The 21,528-nt window shown below is 58.2% G+C and carries 21 protein-coding genes and 2 pseudogenes; 3 read left to right on the forward strand and 20 right to left on the reverse strand.

The features are described 5' to 3' along the window. Positions 1–24 precede the first annotated feature (24 nt). The 15 genes and pseudogenes from OKW39_RS09870 to OKW39_RS09940 all read right to left on the reverse strand — a co-directional run bounded on the left by OKW39_RS09870 (position 25) and on the right by OKW39_RS09940 (position 14,681). Complete coding sequence (locus tag OKW39_RS09870; RefSeq protein ID WP_429562551.1) at positions 25–1,239, reverse strand: restriction endonuclease subunit S; 1,215 nt, start codon at positions 1,237–1,239, stop codon at positions 25–27. Next, positions 1,236–2,840, reverse strand: a complete 1,605-nt coding sequence (locus OKW39_RS09875; protein ID WP_429562552.1) for an N-6 DNA methylase — start codon at positions 2,838–2,840, stop codon at positions 1,236–1,238. The genes OKW39_RS09870 and OKW39_RS09875 overlap by 4 nt, the downstream gene beginning before the upstream one ends. Next, positions 2,841–5,225: an EcoAI/FtnUII family type I restriction enzme subunit R gene (gene hsdR / locus OKW39_RS09880; protein WP_429562553.1), complete on the reverse strand. Its 2,385-nt coding sequence runs from the start codon at positions 5,223–5,225 to the stop codon at positions 2,841–2,843. It abuts the gene before it with no gap. A gap of 762 nt (positions 5,226–5,987) precedes the next feature. Further along, on the reverse strand, positions 5,988–6,362 hold the full coding sequence (locus OKW39_RS09885; protein WP_429562554.1) for a glutaredoxin family protein: 375 nt from the start codon (positions 6,360–6,362) through the stop codon (positions 5,988–5,990). 79 nt (positions 6,363–6,441) lie between these two features. Further along, complete coding sequence (locus OKW39_RS09890; protein ID WP_429563482.1) at positions 6,442–7,239, reverse strand: YaaC family protein; 798 nt, start codon at positions 7,237–7,239, stop codon at positions 6,442–6,444. Between the two features lie 36 nt (positions 7,240–7,275). Further along, positions 7,276–8,505, reverse strand: a complete 1,230-nt coding sequence (locus tag OKW39_RS09895; RefSeq protein ID WP_429562555.1) for an ISL3 family transposase — start codon at positions 8,503–8,505, stop codon at positions 7,276–7,278. Between the two features lie 69 nt (positions 8,506–8,574). Beyond that, positions 8,575–9,126: a YaaC family protein gene (locus OKW39_RS09900; protein ID WP_429562556.1), complete on the reverse strand. Its 552-nt coding sequence runs from the start codon at positions 9,124–9,126 to the stop codon at positions 8,575–8,577. A 55-nt stretch (positions 9,127–9,181) separates the two neighbouring features. Next, on the reverse strand, positions 9,182–10,420 hold the full coding sequence (locus OKW39_RS09905; RefSeq protein WP_429562557.1) for an HNH endonuclease: 1,239 nt from the start codon (positions 10,418–10,420) through the stop codon (positions 9,182–9,184). A 204-nt stretch (positions 10,421–10,624) separates the two neighbouring features. Next, on the reverse strand, positions 10,625–11,080 hold the full coding sequence (locus OKW39_RS09910; RefSeq protein WP_429562558.1) for a GNAT family N-acetyltransferase: 456 nt from the start codon (positions 11,078–11,080) through the stop codon (positions 10,625–10,627). Between the two features lie 412 nt (positions 11,081–11,492). Further along, positions 11,493–12,042 (reverse strand): annotated as a pseudogene (locus OKW39_RS09915) (antitoxin Xre/MbcA/ParS toxin-binding domain-containing protein). A gap of 3 nt (positions 12,043–12,045) precedes the next feature. Further along, positions 12,046–12,432 (reverse strand): hypothetical protein, encoded by a 387-nt coding sequence (locus tag OKW39_RS09920; RefSeq protein WP_429562559.1) that lies wholly within the window; start codon positions 12,430–12,432, stop codon positions 12,046–12,048. A gap of 37 nt (positions 12,433–12,469) precedes the next feature. Beyond that, positions 12,470–12,916, reverse strand: coding sequence for a hypothetical protein (locus OKW39_RS09925; RefSeq protein WP_429562560.1), 447 nt, complete (start codon positions 12,914–12,916; stop codon positions 12,470–12,472). Between the two features lie 23 nt (positions 12,917–12,939). Beyond that, the gene (locus OKW39_RS09930) at positions 12,940–13,146 is read right to left on the reverse strand and encodes a hypothetical protein (protein WP_429562561.1); all 207 of its coding nucleotides are present in this window, start codon (positions 13,144–13,146) and stop codon (positions 12,940–12,942) included. A gap of 388 nt (positions 13,147–13,534) precedes the next feature. Further along, positions 13,535–14,191 carry a metallophosphoesterase gene (locus OKW39_RS09935; RefSeq protein WP_429562562.1) on the reverse strand — a complete coding sequence of 219 codons (657 nt, stop codon included), beginning with the start codon at positions 14,189–14,191 and terminating at the stop codon, positions 13,535–13,537. 4 nt (positions 14,192–14,195) lie between these two features. Further along, positions 14,196–14,681, reverse strand: coding sequence for a hypothetical protein (locus tag OKW39_RS09940; RefSeq protein WP_429562563.1), 486 nt, complete (start codon positions 14,679–14,681; stop codon positions 14,196–14,198). A gap of 221 nt (positions 14,682–14,902) precedes the next feature. Between OKW39_RS09940 and OKW39_RS09945 the strand changes: the two genes are divergently transcribed. Beyond that, the gene (locus tag OKW39_RS09945) at positions 14,903–15,202 is read left to right on the forward strand and encodes a helix-turn-helix domain-containing protein (protein WP_429354873.1); all 300 of its coding nucleotides are present in this window, start codon (positions 14,903–14,905) and stop codon (positions 15,200–15,202) included. A 1,690-nt stretch (positions 15,203–16,892) separates the two neighbouring features. Here the strand turns inward: OKW39_RS09945 and OKW39_RS09950 are convergent. The 5 genes and pseudogenes from OKW39_RS09950 to OKW39_RS09970 all read right to left on the reverse strand — a co-directional run. Further along, a pseudogene (locus OKW39_RS09950) lies at positions 16,893–17,248 on the reverse strand (antitoxin Xre/MbcA/ParS toxin-binding domain-containing protein); the annotation flags it as partial. 73 nt (positions 17,249–17,321) lie between these two features. Further along, a complete protein-coding gene (locus OKW39_RS09955) occupies positions 17,322–17,564 on the reverse strand; it encodes a hypothetical protein (protein WP_429562564.1) in 243 nt (80 codons plus the stop codon). A 351-nt stretch (positions 17,565–17,915) separates the two neighbouring features. Continuing rightward, positions 17,916–18,761 carry an MBL fold metallo-hydrolase gene (locus OKW39_RS09960; protein ID WP_429562565.1) on the reverse strand — a complete coding sequence of 282 codons (846 nt, stop codon included), beginning with the start codon at positions 18,759–18,761 and terminating at the stop codon, positions 17,916–17,918. A gap of 21 nt (positions 18,762–18,782) precedes the next feature. Further along, a complete protein-coding gene (locus OKW39_RS09965) occupies positions 18,783–19,109 on the reverse strand; it encodes a hypothetical protein (protein ID WP_429562566.1) in 327 nt (108 codons plus the stop codon). 7 nt (positions 19,110–19,116) lie between these two features. Beyond that, positions 19,117–19,662 (reverse strand): sugar ABC transporter, encoded by a 546-nt coding sequence (locus OKW39_RS09970; protein ID WP_429562567.1) that lies wholly within the window; start codon positions 19,660–19,662, stop codon positions 19,117–19,119. A 166-nt stretch (positions 19,663–19,828) separates the two neighbouring features. Here OKW39_RS09970 and OKW39_RS09975 point away from each other — a divergent pair, with 166 nt between their 5' ends. Beyond that, entirely contained in the window at positions 19,829–20,722 is an 894-nt protein-coding gene (locus OKW39_RS09975) for a LysR substrate-binding domain-containing protein (RefSeq protein WP_429562568.1), read from the forward strand. A gap of 400 nt (positions 20,723–21,122) precedes the next feature. Beyond that, on the forward strand, positions 21,123–21,506 hold the full coding sequence (locus OKW39_RS09980; protein WP_429332209.1) for a hypothetical protein: 384 nt from the start codon (positions 21,123–21,125) through the stop codon (positions 21,504–21,506). The last annotated feature ends 22 nt before the right edge of the window (positions 21,507–21,528 follow it).

Genomic DNA, 21,528 nt, shown 5'->3' on the forward strand with positions numbered 1-21,528 from the left:
CGTGCCTGCTCCGCAGGGTTGACGTCACACACCCACGTCGGAATGAAGACGCAAATCGGTAGCTGTTCCGCTTGACTCCGCGGCGGGTGCTCGGTGCTCGCCGAAAATCCGCTCTAGTGTCGCCGGCACCAAGGTGGCGTTGGACTGACGGATGGTGGCGTGCTTGGCCCTGAGCGCCGCTAGGTTCTTGAAAATTTGCGCTCCTTCGAGCTGCCTGTCGTATTCGGGCATCGGCAGAACGACATTCAAGAATTGCTCTGGTCTTGTGCGCTCGCGCCGTGCACCTACGCCGCGCGTGGCATCTTGCAACAGCGACCAGAACCACGGACGCTTGATGATCTCCACAAGGTACTGTGGCGAAGCTCGTCCCGGGAGGCAACGAAAAGTGCGGTACTCCGGCGACGCATACATTCCGACCAATTCCGGCGGTGTAAGCGCGATAGCGCCTTCCCAGCCTTTGACTTGACTGAGTACGAACGCATCTTCATACAAGCAATTGAAGCTGCGATATGTCGTTTCTGCGCCAGTGATAGCAGGCTTGGCGAATAACCCGCAACCAAAGCTGCGAATACCGACTTGTGGATATGACATGTCGCTTTCGATGGCGACCGATTCCTCGTACAACTCAATCACATCTGATAACGCCACGGTGCGACTGCCAGAAAGTTCGTTGTGCAACGACAGCACCAACGCATCCGCATCGGCTTCAATTGCGTCCAGATGCGCATTGAGTTGGGTGGTCTTGTCGCTCAGTTCATCCAGTTTGGCGACGATGGCGCGCTGTTCGGGCAGCGGCGGGAGTGGAACCGTAATCTCGACCAATTTTTCAAGCCCCAAAGTTCTGTTGCGGCCTGCGCCACCTGGCGATGCTTTGCGGATCTGGTCTAAACCTTCCTCGCTAGAGGTTAAGTAGCTGCAAAGGAACTTCGCATCGGCTCGCCCGTTATCAACAACGCAGGCGATGAAGCGATGTGAGCCGAAGCGACCATCATCCTCTGGCTTGGCAACAGCAACGGCCCCCTCCCATGCAAAAACATTCGAGAACACCAGGTCGCCGGGCTTAATTTCGAATAACTTTTTCGAGCCAACATCAGCACCGGCTACTGGCCGCTTCTGAAAAGTCCCCTTCCCGAAAGAGCGAATACCGAGTTCCGGGTACTCTGCATTGATGTCTATATCAACGGGGCGCCGACATATCGACGCAACTTCTCCCAATCTCACACGGGGCCAATTCTTCACGCTGCCACCTTCCCGACTAGCGCTTCGATTTCACCCAGCAGACGCAACACTTCACCTTCGTGCTCACGCATCCGCACCACCAGGTCCGCAGGCGCAATGTGCTCCAACTCCTGCTTGACGTTCGGATTCTTCAAATCGAGGTTGTAGCCGCGTGCGGCAACATCATTGCCGCTGACCTTCCACGCCTGCGGTGTTTCCTTGCGGTCGGTCCACCACGCTAGGCATTCGGCGAACTCTTCGAACTGCATGGGTGCGGTCTTGGAGTACCTCTTGCGACCTTCCGGCAGCGGGATTTCGTAATACCAAATGTCCTTTGTGGACTCTCCGCGATCAAAGAACAACAGGTTGGCTGGTATATCGGTGTAAGGCGCGAACACGCCCTGCGGCAGGCGCACGATGGTGTGCAGGTTGAAATCGTTGAGCAGTTGCCCCTTGATGACCGCCGCCACGCCATCGGCGAACAGGGTGCCATTGGGCACCACCACCGCCGCACGCCCGCCACGCTCGGAGCGGTGAGCCTTGATGTGGCCAAGCTTCGGCACCATCGCGTCCTTGAAGCGCAGCTTGCGCATAATGTATTGCAGGAACAGCAGCGCGGTTTCGCTGGTTTGCATGTTCGGCGGAAAGTTCGCCTTGATCCCCGCCTCTTCCTCGCCGCCAAACGGCGGGTTGGTCATGATCACGTCCATGCGCTCATTGTGGCCAATGTCGTTGAGCTTGATGTCCAGCGTGTTGCCGTAGCCGATTTGCGGCGTTTCCAGCCCGTGTAGCAGCAAGTTCATTTCCGCCAGCATGTACGGCAGCGGCTTGGCTTCCTTTCCGTACAGGGTATCGTTCTGCAATATCGCGCGCAGCTTCACGTCCTTACCGACTTGCGTGCGCAGATGCTCGTAGGCTTCGACCAGAAAGCCGGCCGTGCCGCACGCCGGGTCGAGCACGGTTTCGCCCAACCGTGGATCGGTCACTTGCACCATGAAGCGCACCACCGGGCGCGGCGTGTAGAACTCGCCAGAATCTCCCGCCGCGTCCCGCATCTCGCGCAACATGGATTCGTACAGGTGCGAGAGGGTGTGTATTTCTTCGCTCGACGTGAAATGGATAGCGTTGATCTTGTTCAACACGTCGCGCAGCAGGTAACCGCTGACCATCCTGTTCTGCACGCCCTTGAACACGTTGGCGATGACCCGGCGCTGGCCGTTGCGGTCTTCGCGATCGCCCTGCGAGCGTAGATACGCGAACAAGCCCTTTCCGCGCTTGCCATCCGGGCGCACGGCTTCGTCGTTGCTCAGGAAGGCAAGCAGTTCATCGCCATTGACGCCGTCGGGGCTAGCCGCCCAGTCTCGCCAGCGGTACGGCGCCTCGATGAGCGGCTCGTAGTCTTCGCCATCGAGTGCTGCGGCATCTTCACGGCCTTGCTCAAGGTCATCGAGGAACTTCAGGAACATCACCCACGTCAGCAGAGGCAGGCGGTCAGCATCGCCGTTCAGGCCCTTGTCCTTGCGCAAGATCTGGCGCACGGACTTGATGAGGGCGGAAAGCTGCTGCGCCGTGGTTTGTGTGGGTTTTTCGGTTTTTGCTTTGCGAACCATGATTTCTTTCATTTACTGATACAAAGCCGACTGCAAACTGCCAAAGGCAGCACGCAGAGCTTTCGGACCACCAAAGTGGGCCGCGATTTCAGAAGGTTTGCCGAAGCTATCGAAGGGTTCTACCGTCAGTAATTCGGAAGGTCTCTCAAACTTAGCGAGGCCGCGCTCGATATAGCGATCAATCACCAAGCCAAGGATGTCGCGCGCAATGTTACCGTATTGCGCGAACAGGTCGGGATGCAACCTCTTCGCGCGTTCGACCCGCTCGCGGCGGGTCAATAGAGGCGCATTCCATGCGAGATGGCACAGCAAGTCCAGCGGGTCCGCATCGGGTTGACCCGTAGCGGCAACAAGCTCATCAAAACTAATGTGTCGCTCAGCCAGTTCGTGCAGCACTTCGGCACGGGTGTCCGGTTTCGCCCATGCGCGTTCCAGTTCCTCGCGGGTAGGGAACAGTGAACGGACAGAGCGCGCCGTGTACTCGGTATAGCGCACCACTTGCAGCTTTTTGCCGTCAGCATCCAAGTCATAAACCAGATGGCCGAGGACTTCGACCTCACCACCATCAACATAGTATTTGCGCGGTTCAGTCGGCTCGTCGGCGCCGCAGATCTCCCCCCCCTCTCCGGTTTCGGATCCCTCGTCGGCACTATCGACCGCGGGGACATCCGTCTGTTCCGGTTCGCTGCTTTCGGTGGCGGTGACGTTGCCGTCATCGTCTACCAGCAGTTCTTCCACGAGTGCCGGGAATCCGTCGAAATCGGGATCGGCGAAGTGCTGGGTCGCGGTGCCGGTGTAGTCGATGATGTTGAAAAATTCCTTGCCGTAGTCAACGCGCAAGCGCGTTCCCCGCCCGATGATCTGCTTGAACTCGGATTGCGAACCGACGACACGGGCGAGCACCACGTTCTTGACCGTGGCCGCGTCCACGCCTGTCGTGAGCATTTGCGAACTGGTCAGGATGGCCGGCGTCGGCTTGTCCAAGTCCTGAAAGTTGGCAAGATGGGTAAGGCCAATGTCGCCCTCGTCACTGGTGACGCGGCATAAATAGTCCGGGTATTCCTTCACCAAGTCGGCGTTGAGGTTCACCAATTCCTGCCGCATTTCCGAAGCGTGTTCCTGATCGACGCAGAACACGATGGTTTTGGCAAAGCGATCGCTGCCTCGCATGAAGCTAGTCAGATGCTTGGCGATAGCTTTGGTCCGGGCGCGCAAAGCGACGATGCGCTCGAAATCTTTGGTTTGATATTCGTCGTCGGGAATGGCCCTGCCGTAGCGATCGACCTCGTCCCTGCTCGGTCGCCAGCCTGCGGCGTCGGCGCTAGTGATGATGCGATGCACGCGATACGGCGCAAGAAAGCCGTCCTCGATGCCTTGCTTCAGGCTGTAAAGGTAAACCGGATTCCCGAAATAATCGTACGTGTCGCGCGACTCGTTGCGCAACGGGGTAGCGGTCATGCCGAAATGGACCGCCTCGGAAAAGTAGTCCAGCACCTTGCGCCAACTGCTCTCGTCGCGGGCCGCGCCACGATGGCATTCGTCAATGATGACGAGGTCGAAGAAATCCGGGCGATACTGGCGGAAAACATCCTCATTCGCTGTAGTCAGCGCCTGATAGATACCGAAATACATGTCGCGCGCCTGGCTGGCGTCGCCGCTGCTGATCTTGTGGCGCGCATCGCCGAAATGGATGAAGTCCTTATCCTTCGGGTCGTCCACCAGGATGTTGCGGTCGGCGAGGAACAGAATTTTCGGACGACGGTATTCACCATCTCGATTCCATCGGCTGTTCCAGAGTTTCCAGCAGACCTGGAAGGCCACGCTGGTTTTACCCGTGCCAGTAGCGAGCGTCGCCAGCATGCGCTTCTTGCCGGACAGGATAGCTTCGACCACGGAACGAATGGTCGCGTCTTGGTAGTAGCGTGGCTTCTTGCCGGAAACGAGGTTGTACGGCTCCAGCAAAGTTTGCTGCGCGGTTTCCTTAAGCCCGATGGATTGGTTCAAACGCGCCCAGAGCTCTTCCGGAGTAGGGTAGCGTTCTACTTCGCGCTCAGTACCGTTGGTGTAGTCGATCTCGATGACGCGCAGGCCGTTTGTGGCATAGGCGAAGCGCAGATTCATCATCTGCGCGTATTCGCGAGCCTGCTGCACGCCGTTCTCGGCTGGCAGCGCGGTTTCCTTGGCCTCGACCACGGCAATCGGAAAATCGCGGCGATAGTAGAGGATGTAGTCCGGCTTGCGCACCTTCGCCCGTCGCGCCTTGCCACCGATCAGCAGGATGCGTCCATCTGTAATAGGCCGCTGCTCGCCTATGGCGTAGGGAGCGTCGCCCCAGCCGGCTTTCTGCAAAGCAGGAGTGACGTATTCGCGGCACGTGTCGGCTTCGGTCAATGCCACTGGTCAGCCCCTTTAATTCCTTGCCGCGATTACTTGACGGTCGCTGGTCTTTGAAAAAGCGACAGGAATTTTAACAGTCCGACTGTGTTTCCGGCACCCATTTGCCATACGATTTGCGCGCCCATAAAATCCACCGTTTCATGTGAATAGGCGACGCGAGCCTCGATGACGTGATTAGGCCGGCGTCGGTGGGCATGAATCTTTAACGTCACGCGGTCGGGCATTCAACGACTGATCTCACGGAGTGAAGCAGCCCAGTCAAGTGTCGAAGGGGTCCGCGACCGCGAATGGCGGGGAGTGGCCGCGTGCTGCCCGATGCGTTTTGGCTCATGTCGCTTAGGTTTATTCGACGCCTGCCGACATGCACGGCGGCATGCACATTCCTGCGGCCGATGGCAGGCATCGAATAAACCTAAGCGACTGCTGCCGTATGCGATCGGCCCTACTCGACCCTGTAGTCGCACGTTAGAAAAGCGGGCATCCAACGCGGCGATTCAAATTCCCTATCAAGAGGACACGGCCGACATGCCGCAATTTCCAAGTGGGCCGGCTGACGCCGTATACCGCCTTTCCCCAATGCCGGGCCGCTTGCCCGGATACCCTGAAAGGCGACACCACTTTGCTGCGCGTGTGATGGGCGAGCATTCCAGCGGAAGTCGCGGATGAACAGGTGACCGAATGTCCGTGACAGGCGTTCGAGGATTAGGTCATGCTCTGGGAGTAGCGAGCCATGAGCTTTCATAAACGGCTCCACGCCCCAGATCAGACGATGCCAGCGAAGCGTTGCTCCAGATAGGCGATGATCGCGTTGGAGTCGTACAGCCAACGCGACTGGCCTTCCTCCTGAATATGCAGGCAGGGCACCTTGATCTTGCCGCCGCCGGCCAGCAAATGCTCCCGCTGCACAGGATCGTCTTTGGCGTCGTGTAGAGTCATCGGCACATTCAGACGATGCAGGGCACGTCGCGTCTTTACGCAGAAAGGGCACGCACGGAATTGATACAGCGACAGCCGCGCCGCTTCTTTTTCCACTGCGGCCTGACCTTGCGCCGAACGGCGTTGCGGGCGTGGGCGACTGACGGCGTCGCCGAGCACGATTAACTGGCCGAGACCGGCACGCAGGGCTTTCATCAACATAGAGACTACCTCGAGCGGCGATTGGAAGCTGGCAAGTCTACTCCGTCCAATAGCCGACCGCTCCTGACCAGACGCAGCCTTACGACTTGCGAGACGGTTGCGGGGCGCTGGCGCGCAGCACCATTGGCGACCAGCGACCCATTTGGGACACGGGGCTTTCCCGATAGCAGTCGTTCAATATCACATTCCCGAGTCGCTGCCCCAGCACCGGAATGCTAAAAATGCAGTCGGGACTAATTACGTTCGCTACAAAGCGTGGAAAGCCTGCTTGGACGTTGGTCATAAATCCTTCAAGCAGCGCCAGCATGGCATCGTCGGCGGCACGCGCGCCGAGCGCCGAGCGGGATAAGGCATGCATCCACGTATCGGGTCTGTATCGCACCAAGCTACTGAGTAGATGAAGCGCCAAGAAAGTAAGAGCCTGCTCCGATAAATAGCTTTGACCGACCGGTTGAACGTAATAGGGCTGAAACCCTGGCGCGCTGTTGATCAGTGTGGCAACATGATTATTGATGTCATGAAAGTAGCTATCGGTTGCCGGACGAATCGTTGCTTCAAAATCGTTCAGATTCTGTCTTATCGAACCCGGTGCGAGTTCAACGGCTAACGGAGGGGCGTTACGGAAAATAACGCTGCTCTTACCCCAAGCATTATTGCATTGACTAAACGACCATCCTTGAAGAAACGGCATGCGATCGCGCAAACGGCCGATCAACTCTGTTAATCCATCAAGGCTCTCACAGGCACGAGAGTCGTGAACCCGGATCGTCCAAGCGAAGTCGACCACCGGGGCGAAGAACTCAATCAGGTCTGAGTTTGACGGGCGCTCAAATGTCGCGCAATAAAGCTTGTCCACGCTTGGAAGCCTGCTAAGTATTTCTGGCTCTTTTAAAAACTCAGTGGGTAATGCGGCTCACGAGGCATGCGGATTGAGTGCTGAGAAGTCGAGCTTGCCCGCGATGAGAAACAGCACGGTGCGCATGGTCTTGAAGCTGGCGTATCCCCGTGCCTTGCGTTTGGCGGCCTGAAACAGGCCGTTGATCGCTTCGATGAATCCGTTGGTCTGACGCGTCTGCGCCCACGCGATGATGCCGTCGAAATGACGACGGATCATGCGCGCGACGTCCTTCATGGGTTCGACTTTCGAGCGCATGACGTTGCCGCACCACCGGCGAAGCATTTTGGAGACGACGTGGATCTGTTTGCGATCGAGAATCTCGCGCAGCTGCTCGCGGTACATCCACGCACGCGCGGTGCGGTTGGTGGTGTACTGGCTGATCAGGGCCTCGAGATCGGTCAGTTGTGCGAGATCGAGCTTCCCGGCATCCTTGAGCAGCGACCAGCGCATACCCTTCAGCGACGGATCGGTTTTCTGCTGCGCGCGGCGCACGCCATCAAGCGCTTTGGACGCGTGCGCGACGACGTGAAACTTGTCGAAGGTCACCCGCGCATCGGGCAGATGCTCCTCGACGCCCTTGATGAAGGCGGGCGACATGTCGATGCTGACCGACTCGATCTGCGCAGGCGTTGCGTTGTGTTCCTCCAGGTGCCGGGCAAAGCGTTCGACAACGCCGGCATCTTTGCCTGGCGTGACGAAGACCACACGCCGCCCGTCCATGTCGGCGACCAGCGAAACATAGTCGTGGCCACGCCGGCACGAAGTCTCGTCAATAGCCACCGCAGTGACTTCGGACAGGTCAGTCGCGGCCACGGCCAGGTCCACGTAACGGTCACAGATGGCTTTCACCCGATGCCACGACAGGTTCACCACGCGTGCCACCGCGGCAAATGTCATCTCCCGGCACAGCGCCAGCACGAGTGCTTCAAACAGCAGCGTAAAGCCGTCCAGCTTGCCCATCCAGTCGGGTTCGATCAGGCGCACCGAGCCGTCCGGCAGACGTACCCGCGGCACCCGGACCTCCAGATAGCACTCATGTTGAAAGAAGTTGAGGTGCCGCAGCCGCTTGATCTGGGTGTCGTGAGCCGGGTGTTCGCCCGCCACACCGGGATATGGAAAGCGCGTACCCGCGACAAAGTCCACGGCAATGGTCAGCTCACGCCGCGCGGCATCGAAATCGACGCCTTGCACGTACCACGGCGCCTTGATCCCCAAGGCGGCTTCAAACAGTTGGGTCTGGTTCATCGGTTCACGTTGTCTTGCAGGGCTGGTTGCCGCATTCTGCCGCAACCAGCCCTGTCCCAGCTTACTTCTTCAACGCGCGTCAAGTATTCGCTTCGCCGGGCTGACGCCCGTACTTGACCCGCCAAACCAGCCACTCGGATTTTGAAAGAGGCGTATTTCTTTCAGTGTCAATTGCTTCTGAGCTAGATCAGCAGATTTCGCGCAGGGAAATTTGAAATGAGTAAACTCCGCAGACATACGCATTACTTTGATCACGTTCAACTCTGCCGCACAATCGTTGAAGTCCTGGAATGTGCCACGCTGTCCAATGTAAATTGAGAGATCTGCAAGCCTTGCATTGGTGGGTGAGCGGTCACTTACTCCGTGCGACTGCACCAAAGCGTCGAGGCGCGCTCGGTTGACCGACAGCACCACAGCTTTCGCATACGCGGCAGTGCCGTAGTAAAGCTCGAGCGGCCGGATTTCAAGTGGTGCTGACTTGGCAGCTTCGTAGAACAGCCGTCCCTGACGCAGGCAGGCTGTGATTGACGTCGCCTGCTCGGTGCTGGGCATCCAGCCTTGGCTTTGAGAGACATTTCTTTTCAGATTCTCGATGCTTTCGAGAAATTGAATTTCGATCATGCTATTCCCGTCCGGTTTTCCCAACGACAAGTTTTACCAGTCGAATGCTCGGTCGCTAAGTCACTGCCTTTTTCTGCCGCTGCACATCTAGATACTTCGAATAATGCTTGTCGAGCGCGTCCGCAGCAGGAGCGTCCGTGAAGCGATCCGGTACGACCGCTAGCGACCTGCCATCGTACTTCCCATAGTCAGTCAGTCGGAGGTGTGGTGCAACATGGACGATAGATCGTGAATCGACGGACAGCAGATAAAGGTCAAACAACGTGTGAATGTCTGCTCTGAGTAGGAGCCCATTGCGCAAGTTGTAGTCCGTGACTAGCGAGTGTGGGACGATGTGCGCTGCCTCCAGAAGTTCCTCAATCCGTGAACCAGTGACGGCACACCGCGTTCGATACGCGTCCAACAGCGCGCGTCGGAATTTCGCCTGACCACGGCGTGTTTTGATGGCACGGTTCTGTACCTCGTCGTAAGGGTCACCATCTTTATCCGTTTGATCAACATTGCCATCGACGGGCATTTCGATCCCGCGCACGATCACGCACGCCCCGCTGGAAAAATCGTAAGAGTGAACGTACCACTCCTGCCCGTCCAGATAACGCTTTTCAACCTTCGTTGCGCGTTCGGCCCGCTCTTCGCCTTCAGGGCGCTTTCCCGCTCCCACAATCACCCGCACCGGAAGTCGCCGCTCGTAAGACTCCTGGATGGCAACGTCCAATGCTGCTGCACGCTGCGCCTGAGTCTTTGCACGGTTGCGAACCTTTATATCCAGCGCGGGATTGTTGGCAATTCTGGTCCGATCCTCTTTCCCAATACGGGCGTTCCGGTCAAAGTAAATCCACCCGTCTTCATTGATTTTGAATTCGCTGTACCAGAGGCAAAGGACGAAGCCCTCGGTCAACGATCCGAAGCACCATTCGTAGCAGAAGTTTGGATTCGATTTAAAGTCTTCATTCCAACCATCAATCGACACGCCCGCTTCGCGTAAAAGGTCGTAAAGCGTGTCTTTCGATACTGGCTCGAGGCTCTCTAGTGAGTCTGCTGGACGAGCGTCTGATCGTCTGAATGTGACGAGTCGATTGGCTTGGTCCAGCCTTACCTGCCGCCAACCTTGCTCCATCCAGAATCGCCCCGGATGGCCATCCTTGGCGCGAGAGTTTGCCCAGAATGGCTTGAATCGGTCAGCGGTCGGTGGTAGCTCCTCGCCGATTATTCTCGCTACATCAGCAAACGAGAGTGTCACTTCACTGGCGGATTGCACGGCCAAGTGATCTGCAAGCGGCTGATATTTGGTCACGGAGCGTCTCTACGGTTTCTTGTATCGGCAAAAATATATGCGGCGCGATCAAACTCCGCCGGTGATCGATTGTCACCGATGTGTCCCACGTCGTCGAGTGTCCCTTCTTGGCCGAACTCGGCAGTACATGGTTGGGCGTCGGGACGCTCGAACTTCTGTCGCCGACTCCAGCGATGGGCCGCGTCCTATGAATACCAATGCAGCCTAGCTTTCTTCCGGTGTTTCGATTGGCTGACGCACATAGTAGATATCCCATTCTCCTTCGTCAGTCTTTACAAATCCATACCGCTGGTAGAAGCGGTTTGAATCACTGCCGCGTAGAGCACCGAGGCGGATTGGCATGCGTTGCGCGTCGGCGTTCGCGAAGACGTCCCGCAAGACGGCTGCGCCGATTCCTTTCCCTTGGTGCGCCGGCAGAATGTAAAGGTGGTCCAGTAGCCAGTAGTCTGCCTGTGGGCGAATGAGGATAAAGCCGGACCGAACGCCATCGACCTCTATGAATCGACACCGCGCAGGGTCGAATGACGCGAGGAAGCGCTCGCGGGCACGCTGCGGGTCGAAACGACTGATGCGCTCCAGACTCTCGCGCATCGCGGCGATACGGATGGCGACCAGTATGTCGGCGTCGGACTCGGTTGTATCAGAAAAGGCGATGTTCATTGGGAACGGCTTCCGGTCAAAGGATTCGCGAGGCTTACTTCTTGTGCGAATACTATCGCGCCGAATCGATCGTCACCAATTTGCACTTTGGGGCCGAAGGTCCGCTCATGGCCGACTGTACGCGTTCAGCAACGGAACCTTGATCAGCCATTCGCAGGCTCGCACGATGCCACCGGCCGCTTCGTGGCTTGATAGCTCAGTGAGCGCAACCCGAGCGCACCGGTCAGCCGGATGTCGGGGCTAAAGACCGTTTTTCCGGTTGCGTCCGAAACTGCGCGGCGAAAGGGCTTGCTCAAGGGGATGCCCAGCGACAACATACAAGTTATCGCATCGGATGATCGTCGGCTTTAGGCGATGTGCGGATGCGCAATCGGGCAACAAGTTCTTCAGTCGCGCAAGGTCCGGCCTTTTGCTATCCGTACCCTTCGTCAATCCGCACCAGCGCTTCCTCAACCAGCCGTGCGTCATCCTCGGTCTTCGCCATTTCGAGCGCAGTTCGGCCGGCAAACTGCTTGTGCGGCATGACCAGCCACCGGATCGCCTTATCCTGCTCCCGGAAGACGGCTATCGCCTGCGCGACTATTTTCGCGAGACGTGTCGCAAGGAGTAACGTGCCACGGGACTCGTCTTGCTCGCCGAACAGCAGTGGATTCATCTGGTCCACAGTTACCGCGCACGTCGGGTCGGGAAACGACGCCCTTCAAGGCTTCAATCACGTTATCCGTTGCGGACGGCGGATCGACCCGCAGCCATGACCCGAGCGTATCGCGGAGACACTGCTGACAAAGGTCAATGCTCAGATGGGCGCCGTCGCCAAAAACCGAGCCAAAGCCGCCGCGCCAGTCGAGCGACACTTTTTCATACCACTCCCCTTGGTCATCATCGGGCGACATGCGCTGGCTGCAGCGGTCGCATGTGCAGGCGGCGATCTCCTGCACCATCCTGTCACGGTATTCGCGCATGACCTACTCCCTTTCCCAGCCCGACTTTTTCCAGCCCGGAGGCACGAGACCGAGCTGCTTCGCGGTGGCGACCGGCAGGCGCAACAGCACCGTGCCCGGCCCGCGCTCCAGGTTCCCGAGCATCGTGACTTCAGCGTCTACACCGTCAAGTTCCAGATACACGACGTCCTCTGGCTCAAAAATCTCGGCGTAAAGATCCCAGCCGGGCTGACCGCCCTCTTTCGCCTGATACCGGATGTGGTCCTTGCTGCTCATAAATCGCTGTTCCTTTTGCGGGCGTTTAGCCGACGCGCCACGTGTCACGGGCAGTCGCTTCAGATACTGGACGCAATCCGCGTCGTCAATGACATAAGCCTTTTTCTGCCACGCGGCGGTCGCGCGTTCGGACATGTGCCCATCAGATCGAGCTGACACTTGCATCCTGGCATCAGCGGTGACCGTTGAGAAAGTCGAACCAGTCGTGCGCGAAAGCGCAGCCGTGATCCGGAATGCCCGAGCCGGCCAGCTTCCGGTCGAAGAACGTTCTGGTCGGCTCGGGAATTTCATCCAGACGCACGTAACGGTAGCCCGCATCGTTCGTGCGAACCGTTACCTCCGGCCGTGCAGGTCGCGGCGGCAACGCTTCGCGCCCCTGATTCAGCGCGGTGGCAAGACAGCGGGCAACGAGATCCCATACGCTGCTCGCCCATCTCGGATAGCTGCGCACGACCGTCGGTTCGCCAACCTCGCCGAGTATTGCGTCGCTCAGGGCGACCCTGTAATCGCCGAGTGCGCCGGTCGGCCCGTCACTCGCCCGTGCGATATCCGCCGTCGCGATGACACGCTTTCCCTCCTCCTGCCCACCGGGCAGCAACTCAATGGTGATTCGAAGCATCCGCTTCTCCTTCTGTTGACCTTTCATCGGGTGCAGCAGGCGTGCAGATCCGCAGTCGCCCGGACAGCCATATGCACCGCGGCCGCCTGCGTGACCCGGCTCGTTCTCGGGATGAACATCAACAGATTGGTCACGGCTAACAGATTCGTGGCCCCCAGATTCTGCCGCCTGCAGACCGTTTGAGCGGTCAGCCACATCGTTTCCTCAAGCGCGGCCGCAATTGTAGTCATCGCTGTTCCTGTTTTACGCGTGGCGAGCGCAAAGGCCTTCAGGCGCGCCCGTAACTGTGCGCTGCTCCCGTCAGGCGGCAATGACTGTCGCCGTCTTTTTCGCCGGTTCGCCCTGGTCAAGCGCGCTCCATGTCGAGATGCTCCCTCGAGTCCGTAGTCTTGGGGGTCAACCATTTTTTTGCAGGCGATCTCCTCGCGGCAGCGCCCATGCGCATCGCCAGAATGTTTGCGCCGCCTCAGCGCGCCACGGCACAGCTGCTCACAACTCGATCATCAGCGCCGGATCAAACGCCGGGTTTTCCCATTTCAGGTCGGTCGGCGCACCCGCCATCAGACGGTTCGTCGCATAGCCGCGCGGGTTGGCAATCACCCGCGACTGGCCAACGCGCTAATCGAACGAGTCATGCACGTGACCGTGAATCCACACGTCGGCCAGCTCGAGCACAGGTCGCAGGTCACTCACGAATGCAGCGTTGACCGGGTCGTTCGCATAGCGCGGATGCACCGACGGCGGAGCAACGCCGTGATGGGTCACGACGACCGTGCGCCCGTCGAAGGGCTTTGCCAGCTCGGTCCGCAGCCACTTCACTGTCTTTTCGTGCTCGGCCAGCGCATGCTCTGGCCGAAACCGTCCGCCATCGCTAGTGCGGATAACACGATGGTCATGCAACATACGCCCGGCCAGCGCCATACTCCGGTCGCGCACGCCACTGAGCGCATAGTCTGTCCAGAGGCAACAACCGAGAAACCGCACATCACCCATGAAAAACGTGTCGCGCTCAAGGTAATGAATCGCAGTACCGGCCGCGCGCATACGGATGGAGTTGGCAAGCGTGTCGTACTCCGTGCCATACGCTTCATGGTTGCCATGCACGTAGATGACGGGCACCGGCCAGCGCGCAAACGGCTCAACCGCATCGGCACCCTTCGCGATGTCCCCCGCGAGCACCAGCACGTCCGCATTGGACCGCACGACCGGGTTGAAGCCCGGAAAACTCTGGTGCACGATCTCCAGATGCAGATCCGAGGCGATCTGGATACGCATGCCGTCAGCTCATATCTGCGACATCAACCGTCGGTTTCCGGCGACCAGCCTTCGACGAACGCGCCGGCGTGGACGGGTAAATGCGCTTTCCGAGAGAGTGTTTCTCCGCGATACCGACAGGCATCGAGAATTCCTCCCCCCCTGCTGTCGTGAATCGCGCAAACGAGACCAGCGGATGGTCCTCGTCATAGGCTGCCGTTGCGCCGATGTGAATTTCGCTCAGCGGCTCCAGACTCCATTGTGCTGAGTCCTTGTGCGGCTTCGCGCTCAGCACTGCCGCGCCCCGCACGGTCTGGCCGTCTGCCGTCAGTTGTAGCAGCGTCTTCGCGGCACCCGACGCGAATTCCACCATGACAACCCGGGGCAGGTCGCGTTTTCCAGCGGCAAATTGCAGGATGAGCACATCTCCACAACCCGCCATCTCGGCAACGGCCCACAACGCCATTCCGTGCCATGTAGGCAAACGGTTCTGGTCAGAAGTCAAAAACATAAGTCTAGATTCCTATCTCTATAGGCCACCCACCGCCGCTTTTGAAAACAGTTCGGCGGCCGTGGGTTCGCAGAATGCCGCTTTCAACTCCTGCGCTGGGACGCCGCCGAAGCCGCTATCGCCGCGCTAAAAAGAGTGGTGATGACACGATAATTCATACTCGAGTATGAAGACAAATTATAGCGGTAAAAGGACAGTGCTCCCATTTCACGGGAGCAAATTTGGAAGCAGCGGAAGCCTTCGGAACTGTACTGCGTGCACGCCGGCTTGAGGCAAACCTGACTCAGGAGCAGTTGGCATTTGAGGCTGATATTCAACGGGTATATGTAAGCAAGCTGGAATTGGGCCGCGCCCAACCGACACTTGCAATGCTGCTTACTCTGGCAAGGGCGCTTGATTGTGCGGCCAGCGAACTGGTTGCTGCTGTCGAGCAACATATCGCGAACGCCCACTCGAAAAAGAAATCGGGACTTGAGCCCAGACGCCAGCGCGCTAGGGCAAGCGGGAAGCTTCCAAAATAAACATGCGTATTGGGTGAGGTATTCCAGGCGGAACGCATGAGCAGCGCCCTTCCGTGTTGCGCGCCGCCCTTTTCGAATGACGCGAAATTCGTTGTGGTTACGCCTGCATACCGAATCCCTCATTACCCCAGTTTCCAATGCGTCCCACGAATCGTCGAGCGTGCGTTTGCGCACCACATCATGGCTTGCCTTCAGAACATTGGCCCGGCGCTTCAGGTGCCTGGCATTGCGCCTTGGGTCTCCGCGCATGCTTTCCCGTGATAAGGGCGTCTTCGTCCAGAGGCATCCAAACAGCGGAGAGCATCACCAAGTCGAATTCTCTTCGTCGCGAACGTACAGACATGAGATCCGGCAGACTGTCGTCCACCCATTCAATCCGGGAAGACGAATGCAGCCCGATTCCTGCGACGCGCAACGCGTCCACTGGTTCTACGGCCACAACAGTATGCCCCATACCGGGTTACGGAAATTCGAAATGCGTTTCGGGCTGCAGCCCGACATAACAACGAGCCGGTCAAGTGGCCCGATTACGCCGATCCTGAGGTGGCTCCTATACGCCGATCATCGAGTGGCTCCAATACGCCGATCCTGCACTGGCTCGATTACGGTGATCATCTGGTGGCTCGATTACGCCGATCCCGAAATGGCCTCATTACGCCGATCCGTGACACTTGCGGAGCACCGTTTGCGGTCGCATTCTGTAGCGTCGCGCAGAGGTCGTCGATCAGGTCATACCAACCATCCCCGCACTCGAAGCTCCAGGATGCAAATGCCGAAGGCATAGCAGGAAGGTCTGGGTCGTCCGGATTATTAATTGGTTCGGTGGCAAAGATCAGCTGGTAGTTAGCGCGCAGCTTCTGGTCTCATCTGTTTTCTCCGTTGTTGGCGCGTTGACGCACGCCGGCCAAGCCGAGTGTTTCGCCGATCACGTTCATCGCGGTGTCGAGCTTCCTGCGGTCCGGTCTCGAGAAGATACGGTGCGGACCAGTTATGAAGCGGCCCCGACTGCGATGGCAAGCGCCGATAAACCGCCCGCGCCGGTTCCTCTGGAGATCTACCTATTCAACAAACGCACGAGGCGGGGCGACGCGCCGTGGGATTGGCCAGAGGAAACTATCTATCGGAGGCTGTGTGAAATCCAGCCAAAGCTCGCTCCTGACGGATTCGTCACAATCAATAGACATATCTACAGTTCAGATAGGTTGAAATTGCTTGCTAAAGAATATAAGCAAATGCATGGCAAGACGATCAGCATCACGACATACGAAATACCAAATGCTCCGCAATTTCTCCTTTGGGAGGGTCCCGACAAAAACTTAGATGTGTTAAACGCCACATCACAGACCGAGGAGGCATTTGGGTCCGGGCCTAGATGGGAGCATGACTTCATGGGTAAACTCAAGAACAGCGGACTTCAGGCTGCTCGCTATAGGTCACGGAAGGCTCCTTCGGTGGTGGAAACCGTGAGCTCAGGAACAGTGTCCGGAGCCACCCAGAAGAAAATTGAGGCGGTCGAACAGCGCGCTGAAAGGAGGGGCACAAAGACTGGGTTCGCTTGTGGAAGCAAAAGCGAAGGCGATAAAACACGAGCAAGAGCGACGTGCCAATGATGCGGCCGATTTGCTGGGCGCGCCACACAGAATCCCCGATTCCCGAGGGTCGGCGCAGTCGCTGATCCTCCACAACACCTTCAGGCGAAGAAGCCTTCGTTGAACTGCACCAAGGCTTCTTCGACGAGCCGCGCACCTTGTTCGGCGCCCGTCATCTGAAGTGCATTGCGCCCAGCAAACCTAACTTGCGCGCCGCGCAGCCAGCGCATGGCCTTCTCTGCATTTCCGAATGCGATGTTAGCCCGCGCAAGGATTCGCGCGAGGCGGATGGCGCGGTCGGACTCCTCGGCCGACAGCCGTTCGTGCTTCTGCCGACGATGTGCCAGCGTGCGCCGAGGGATGATGAACACCAGTTCGTCACCCTTGAGGCCTGTGCGTCCAGTCGGGCGATCACTTGAACGTCAATGCCTTCTTGCGCGATCTCAGCGAGATCGGCATCGTTTAACTCCGCGGGGTCTTCGATGTGCACACGATACGCACAGTTTGTGCATGGTGCGCAGCGCGGTCGGTTAGTGAATCGTCGTCGCTCTGGCGGCACCTTCGGCCTTCAGGTGCAGCACGAAACGCTGCACTGCCGACCAGCTACCCGTGTAGTCGTGGTTGCACTGAAGCGCGTTGAAGCGCGGCAGCGTCGGATTGCATCCGAAGTTCGCCGCCAGCTCGGCGTCGCCCGGTAAAGGCCCGACCGGGATCGCGCCAGCCCCCGGGGCGAGCGCGACCTGCCTGACGGTCTTCAGCGTCCCACGCTTCATAGGTGGGCTTTGCCCGTGCAATCCGCAAGGGTGCTGGCCGATTGACCATTGCGATCGCGCATCCGTGTCGAATTCCGCCGATCGCATAAGGCAGCAACCGGCCAGGAGCCGCCGTTCACATGCGTTGTCGGTCGGACGTTCATGCGTCGGCTTCATCCCGTAACCGGCCGTCCGATTGACAAAGACAAACGCTCCTTCATCGGCCGAAGTGGCCGCTCCGTTAGTGCAGTGGGAATGTCCCTCAAAGAGCACGAAGCGGCCAATGCCGTTGTCACGGCATCGTAGTGTTCGTCGTTGGTCCAGTGCAGAGTGCCGGACTGATATCAGACATGGTTGCTTCTGTTCGCGGCCTCATGCTTCGGTCTCGTAAAGCAGACCGTAGCTTCCGCTCGTTCGCTTTATTCGCGCGAAGCCGAGTTCCCCCAAATGCATACCGGCGATCAAAAGTCCCTCCGAGCTGACCAGGTCCAGAAGCCGTGAACGTGTGGTGGCTGCCAGGGCAGGGTCTTGATCGAATGCAATCGATACGTCTGGCCGTTTAATCTGGATGTGAGGAAAATGAACAATATCTCCCCAAACAAGCAGGCCCTGATCATGGGATTCGAGAAGATATCCGGAGTGTCCATCTGTGTGTCCCGGTAGCGGCATCGCTCTGATACCGGGCAGCACTTCGCCCTCGTCGAAAGTACGGAGCTTGTCGCGGTAGCCGTCGAACACTTGACGGGCTATCAGGAAGTTACCGCGGGCACGCTCGCTGGCACGGCTTAGATTTCCGTCATCCTGCCAAAATTCGACCTCTCGCTGATGAGCAACAAGTTCCGCATTCGGAAAGGTAATTTGTCCGGCTGTGTCCACTAGTCCTCCGACATGGTCGGGATGGGCGTGTGTGAGCAGGATTGTGTCGATCTCCGATGGTTCGACGCCAGCAAGCGATAAATTAGTTCTCAGCCGGCCGCCCCATCGCTTGATGCCCCCAGCCCCACCGTCGATGAGAATTGTGCGGCCCGCTCCGCGTACCACGTAGCAGTTGATATGCACGGCGGAAGGCTCCTTCTGCCCTGCATCACTTTGTATTCTGGAGGCCTCGGACGGGTCGATATTCGAGAGGAAGTCCAGGCTAGCGGTGAGGTAGCCGTCGCTGATTGCGGTGATCGTGAAATCCCCGGCTCGCTGACTTGGAAAGGTAATGGTGGACACAGTTCTTCTCCAGAAAACTTCCTAATTTCCGGCGTGAATGTTCGACGCGGCATAGCCGAAACAACGGATGCGCGCCGTGAGTCCAGTGCAGCGCGTGATGGCGTCGTCCAGGGCTTCCATGAACTGGTTCATTACCGGGGGCGTGCGAAACGTCTCAAGGCGATACTGGACTTCCGCGAAGACGGGATGTCCGTGCCCATGCCGAACCTCGACATAGATGACATGAACGTTTTCGAGTGCCGCTTCAAGCACTCTCGTGCAGAGTTTGATGCAGTCGCAGGAAAGCTCGGCAAGCCTCTCATCAGACGGCATTTGCCCCGTAGGAACATAGATAGTGACATTGGGCATTGCGGATCTATTTTTCCTGTTCGGTCGAAACGGTGCGGGAGCTTGTCAGTTGTTCCGTCATCGGCGAGTAGAGATGGACGCCTTCCGACATGCTCTCGACAAGCCGGGCGTTTCGCCGAGGCAGTCTTGCGAGCCAACGGCGTTCCGGAAACTTCTCCAATGCAACTGCTCGCATGGCCAACGGTGTGAGGCCCATCTGGATCAGAGGTTCGGGGCCGCTTGCACAAAGCACGAGGAGTTCGTCTGCATTGACCGCTGGCGCATGGCCGATATCGCTGTAGAGATTTCGGTGCCAGTCGGTGATGTGTTGCTGCCACCTTGCGAAATCGCCGCCGCCTTTCTGGCGATATTCCTCTCCCGTCAGGACATCGAGACCGTCAATCGTGTGGACGGCCAGGTAGACCGGGCAACCATCGCTTAACGACTTGAAGCGCTGCGACGTGCGAAAGCCAGTAACCGAGATGAGGGCGGGCAGTTTTTCAAGGCTGTAGAAGTCGTTCCATTCGGCTTCGCTGCTGGGATCGGCGAAGCTGCATTCCACGGTGTAGATCATCAGATTAACCTTCGTGACGGGTGAGCATATTGCAGCAAACGATCCATGTTCATTGCAATAACGTAATGCTAACCTGTGATTTCCTGCGTATATATCGATATATAGTCAGCCTTCAGTGACGTTTGCTCAAGCTGGCGTCGAACGCACATCAATCGGCGAGACTCCAATGCGACGTAAGATTCCAAGCAATTCCGCGCTCCTGGCTTTTGAGGCTGCGGCTCGACACGGCAGCTTCGCACGCGCGGCCGAGGAATTGGCGCTGACCGAGGGCGCCGTCAGTCGTCAGATCGGTCGATTGGAGGCGTTTTTGGGTGTCGCGCTGTTCGAGCGCGTTGGAAATCGGGTACGGCTTGCGCCCAACGGCACGCGATACGCGGTGCAGGTTCGCGAGATTCTGGATCGGCTGGAACGGGACAGCCTATATCTGATGGGGCAGCCCATCGAGGGTGCGAGCATTGATATCGCCGCAATTCCGACCTTCGCCACCCGTTGGCTTATCCCTCGACTGAAACGCTTTCAAAATAAGCATCCGAACATTACCGTGCATATCGCCGAACGTATGGAACCGTTCATTCTTGCTGGTAGCGGTTTCGACGCAGCAATCCATTTTGAGCATCCAGCATGGGCGGGTATGCATTTACATCGCCTGCTGGAGGAGGTGCTTGTGCCCGTCTGTAGTCCGGCGCTCCTCGCAGACGCCGATGCGAACATATCGCTAAATGAGCTGCCCCGCCTTCACAGACGACAAAATCCGGACGCGTGGCAGCTTTATGCGCAAGAGGCCGGCATCGTGCTGACCAATTCGGCGGTTGGCGCACGTTACGATCTCCATTCCATGCTGATAGAGGCGGCGCTAGCCGGCCTGGGTGTGGCATTGGTGCCGCGTCTTTACATCGGGGCAGAGCTTGAACAGGGCCGTTTGGTCGCACCCTGGCCGGACGGCAAAGCGATTACCAAAAACTTCTGCCTCGTTCTTCCTGAGCCGATCGAGTTGAGTGAAGGGCCGCTACAGGCATTTGCGAAATGGATTCTTCACGAAACCCGGGGCTTAACGCCTTAAAGCAGCACCTGACGCTCATCACAAAATAGCCATCCTGGAGTGTTGCCATCGCCAGACGGTCGCCTCGCTTCGAACTGACTGTCGCTGGTCGACGAACGGCCGTTGTAGCTGGCGGATTCAAGGGTGAAGCGCAACAGCGGGATTAATGTTTAGAGCTTAGAGGTTGACTTGCTGATGCGATGGTCGCACACGACGTTGTCCTTCGAATCGTGTTGCCGCAGCAGCCTTACAAACGCTGGTTGTTTGAGGCTAGCCTACCAAGGCGTTCGTAATCTCTGTAAAATGCGCGACCATGAATTCGCTCCGCCATCGCCTGACGTGGTGCGGTGCACGGGGACGGCAGGTCATCATTTGGATGCTCGCCATCCTCCTGCTCCGCGCTATCTGTCCAGGTGCCATCATGCTTGACCCTGAAGCGCCATCCGGCAGCTTCGGACTGGCCCTATGTACCGGACATGGACCGTTGGTGCTTCCTCAAGGCAGCAATCTCAGCGCCATGTCCGGCGTGATGGCAATGCCCGATGTGAGTGGGCTCAGCGACGCTCGCGACATCAGCGCATCAGGAGACGCCCACAACCCGCTTTCTGACTCGCGCGACACCCATTCGCTCTGCTCTTTCAGCGCGGCATTCCTGAGCGCGATCGCATCGATTTTCGCGCTGTCGGTGCTTTTCGGCATTATCGTCACCACCCCGTTCTGGTTCGCACCGAACCAGAACGGTCTCCCGCAGTTTCTCCTCCTGCGTTGCCCTGGCGCGCGTGCGCCTCCCGCCTTTTCGGGCTGACATTGAGCATATTTCCCCGCTG

The sequence above is a fragment of the Paraburkholderia sp. MM6662-R1 genome, from assembly GCF_050436245.1.
GTDB lineage: Bacteria > Pseudomonadota > Gammaproteobacteria > Burkholderiales > Burkholderiaceae > Paraburkholderia > Paraburkholderia tuberum.

Excerpts from the sequence above, each read along its gene's own strand:
- OKW39_RS09930 (WP_429562561.1), bottom strand. The coding sequence starts at position 13,146 with ATGACTACAATTGCGGCCGCGCTTGAGGAAACGATGTGGCTGACCGCT.
- OKW39_RS09935 (WP_429562562.1), bottom strand. The coding sequence starts at position 14,191 with ATGCGTATCCAGATCGCCTCGGATCTGCATCTGGAGATCGTGCACCAG.
- OKW39_RS09980 (WP_429332209.1), top strand. The coding sequence starts at position 21,123 with ATGCTTGACCCTGAAGCGCCATCCGGCAGCTTCGGACTGGCCCTATGT.
- OKW39_RS09920 (WP_429562559.1), bottom strand. The coding sequence starts at position 12,432 with ATGTCCGAACGCGCGACCGCCGCGTGGCAGAAAAAGGCTTATGTCATT.
- OKW39_RS09955 (WP_429562564.1), bottom strand. The coding sequence starts at position 17,564 with ATGAAGCGTGGGACGCTGAAGACCGTCAGGCAGGTCGCGCTCGCCCCG.
- OKW39_RS09895 (WP_429562555.1), bottom strand. The coding sequence starts at position 8,505 with ATGAACCAGACCCAACTGTTTGAAGCCGCCTTGGGGATCAAGGCGCCG.
- OKW39_RS09910 (WP_429562558.1), bottom strand. The coding sequence starts at position 11,080 with ATGAACATCGCCTTTTCTGATACAACCGAGTCCGACGCCGACATACTG.
- OKW39_RS09925 (WP_429562560.1), bottom strand. The coding sequence starts at position 12,916 with ATGCTTCGAATCACCATTGAGTTGCTGCCCGGTGGGCAGGAGGAGGGA.
- OKW39_RS09900 (WP_429562556.1), bottom strand. The coding sequence starts at position 9,126 with ATGATCGAAATTCAATTTCTCGAAAGCATCGAGAATCTGAAAAGAAAT.
- OKW39_RS09885 (WP_429562554.1), bottom strand. The coding sequence starts at position 6,362 with ATGTTGATGAAAGCCCTGCGTGCCGGTCTCGGCCAGTTAATCGTGCTC.
- OKW39_RS09965 (WP_429562566.1), bottom strand. The coding sequence starts at position 19,109 with ATGCCCAATGTCACTATCTATGTTCCTACGGGGCAAATGCCGTCTGAT.
- OKW39_RS09940 (WP_429562563.1), bottom strand. The coding sequence starts at position 14,681 with ATGTTTTTGACTTCTGACCAGAACCGTTTGCCTACATGGCACGGAATG.
- OKW39_RS09875 (WP_429562552.1), bottom strand. The coding sequence starts at position 2,840 with ATGAAAGAAATCATGGTTCGCAAAGCAAAAACCGAAAAACCCACACAA.
- OKW39_RS09970 (WP_429562567.1), bottom strand. The coding sequence starts at position 19,662 with ATGATCTACACCGTGGAATGCAGCTTCGCCGATCCCAGCAGCGAAGCC.
- OKW39_RS09975 (WP_429562568.1), top strand. The coding sequence starts at position 19,829 with ATGCGACGTAAGATTCCAAGCAATTCCGCGCTCCTGGCTTTTGAGGCT.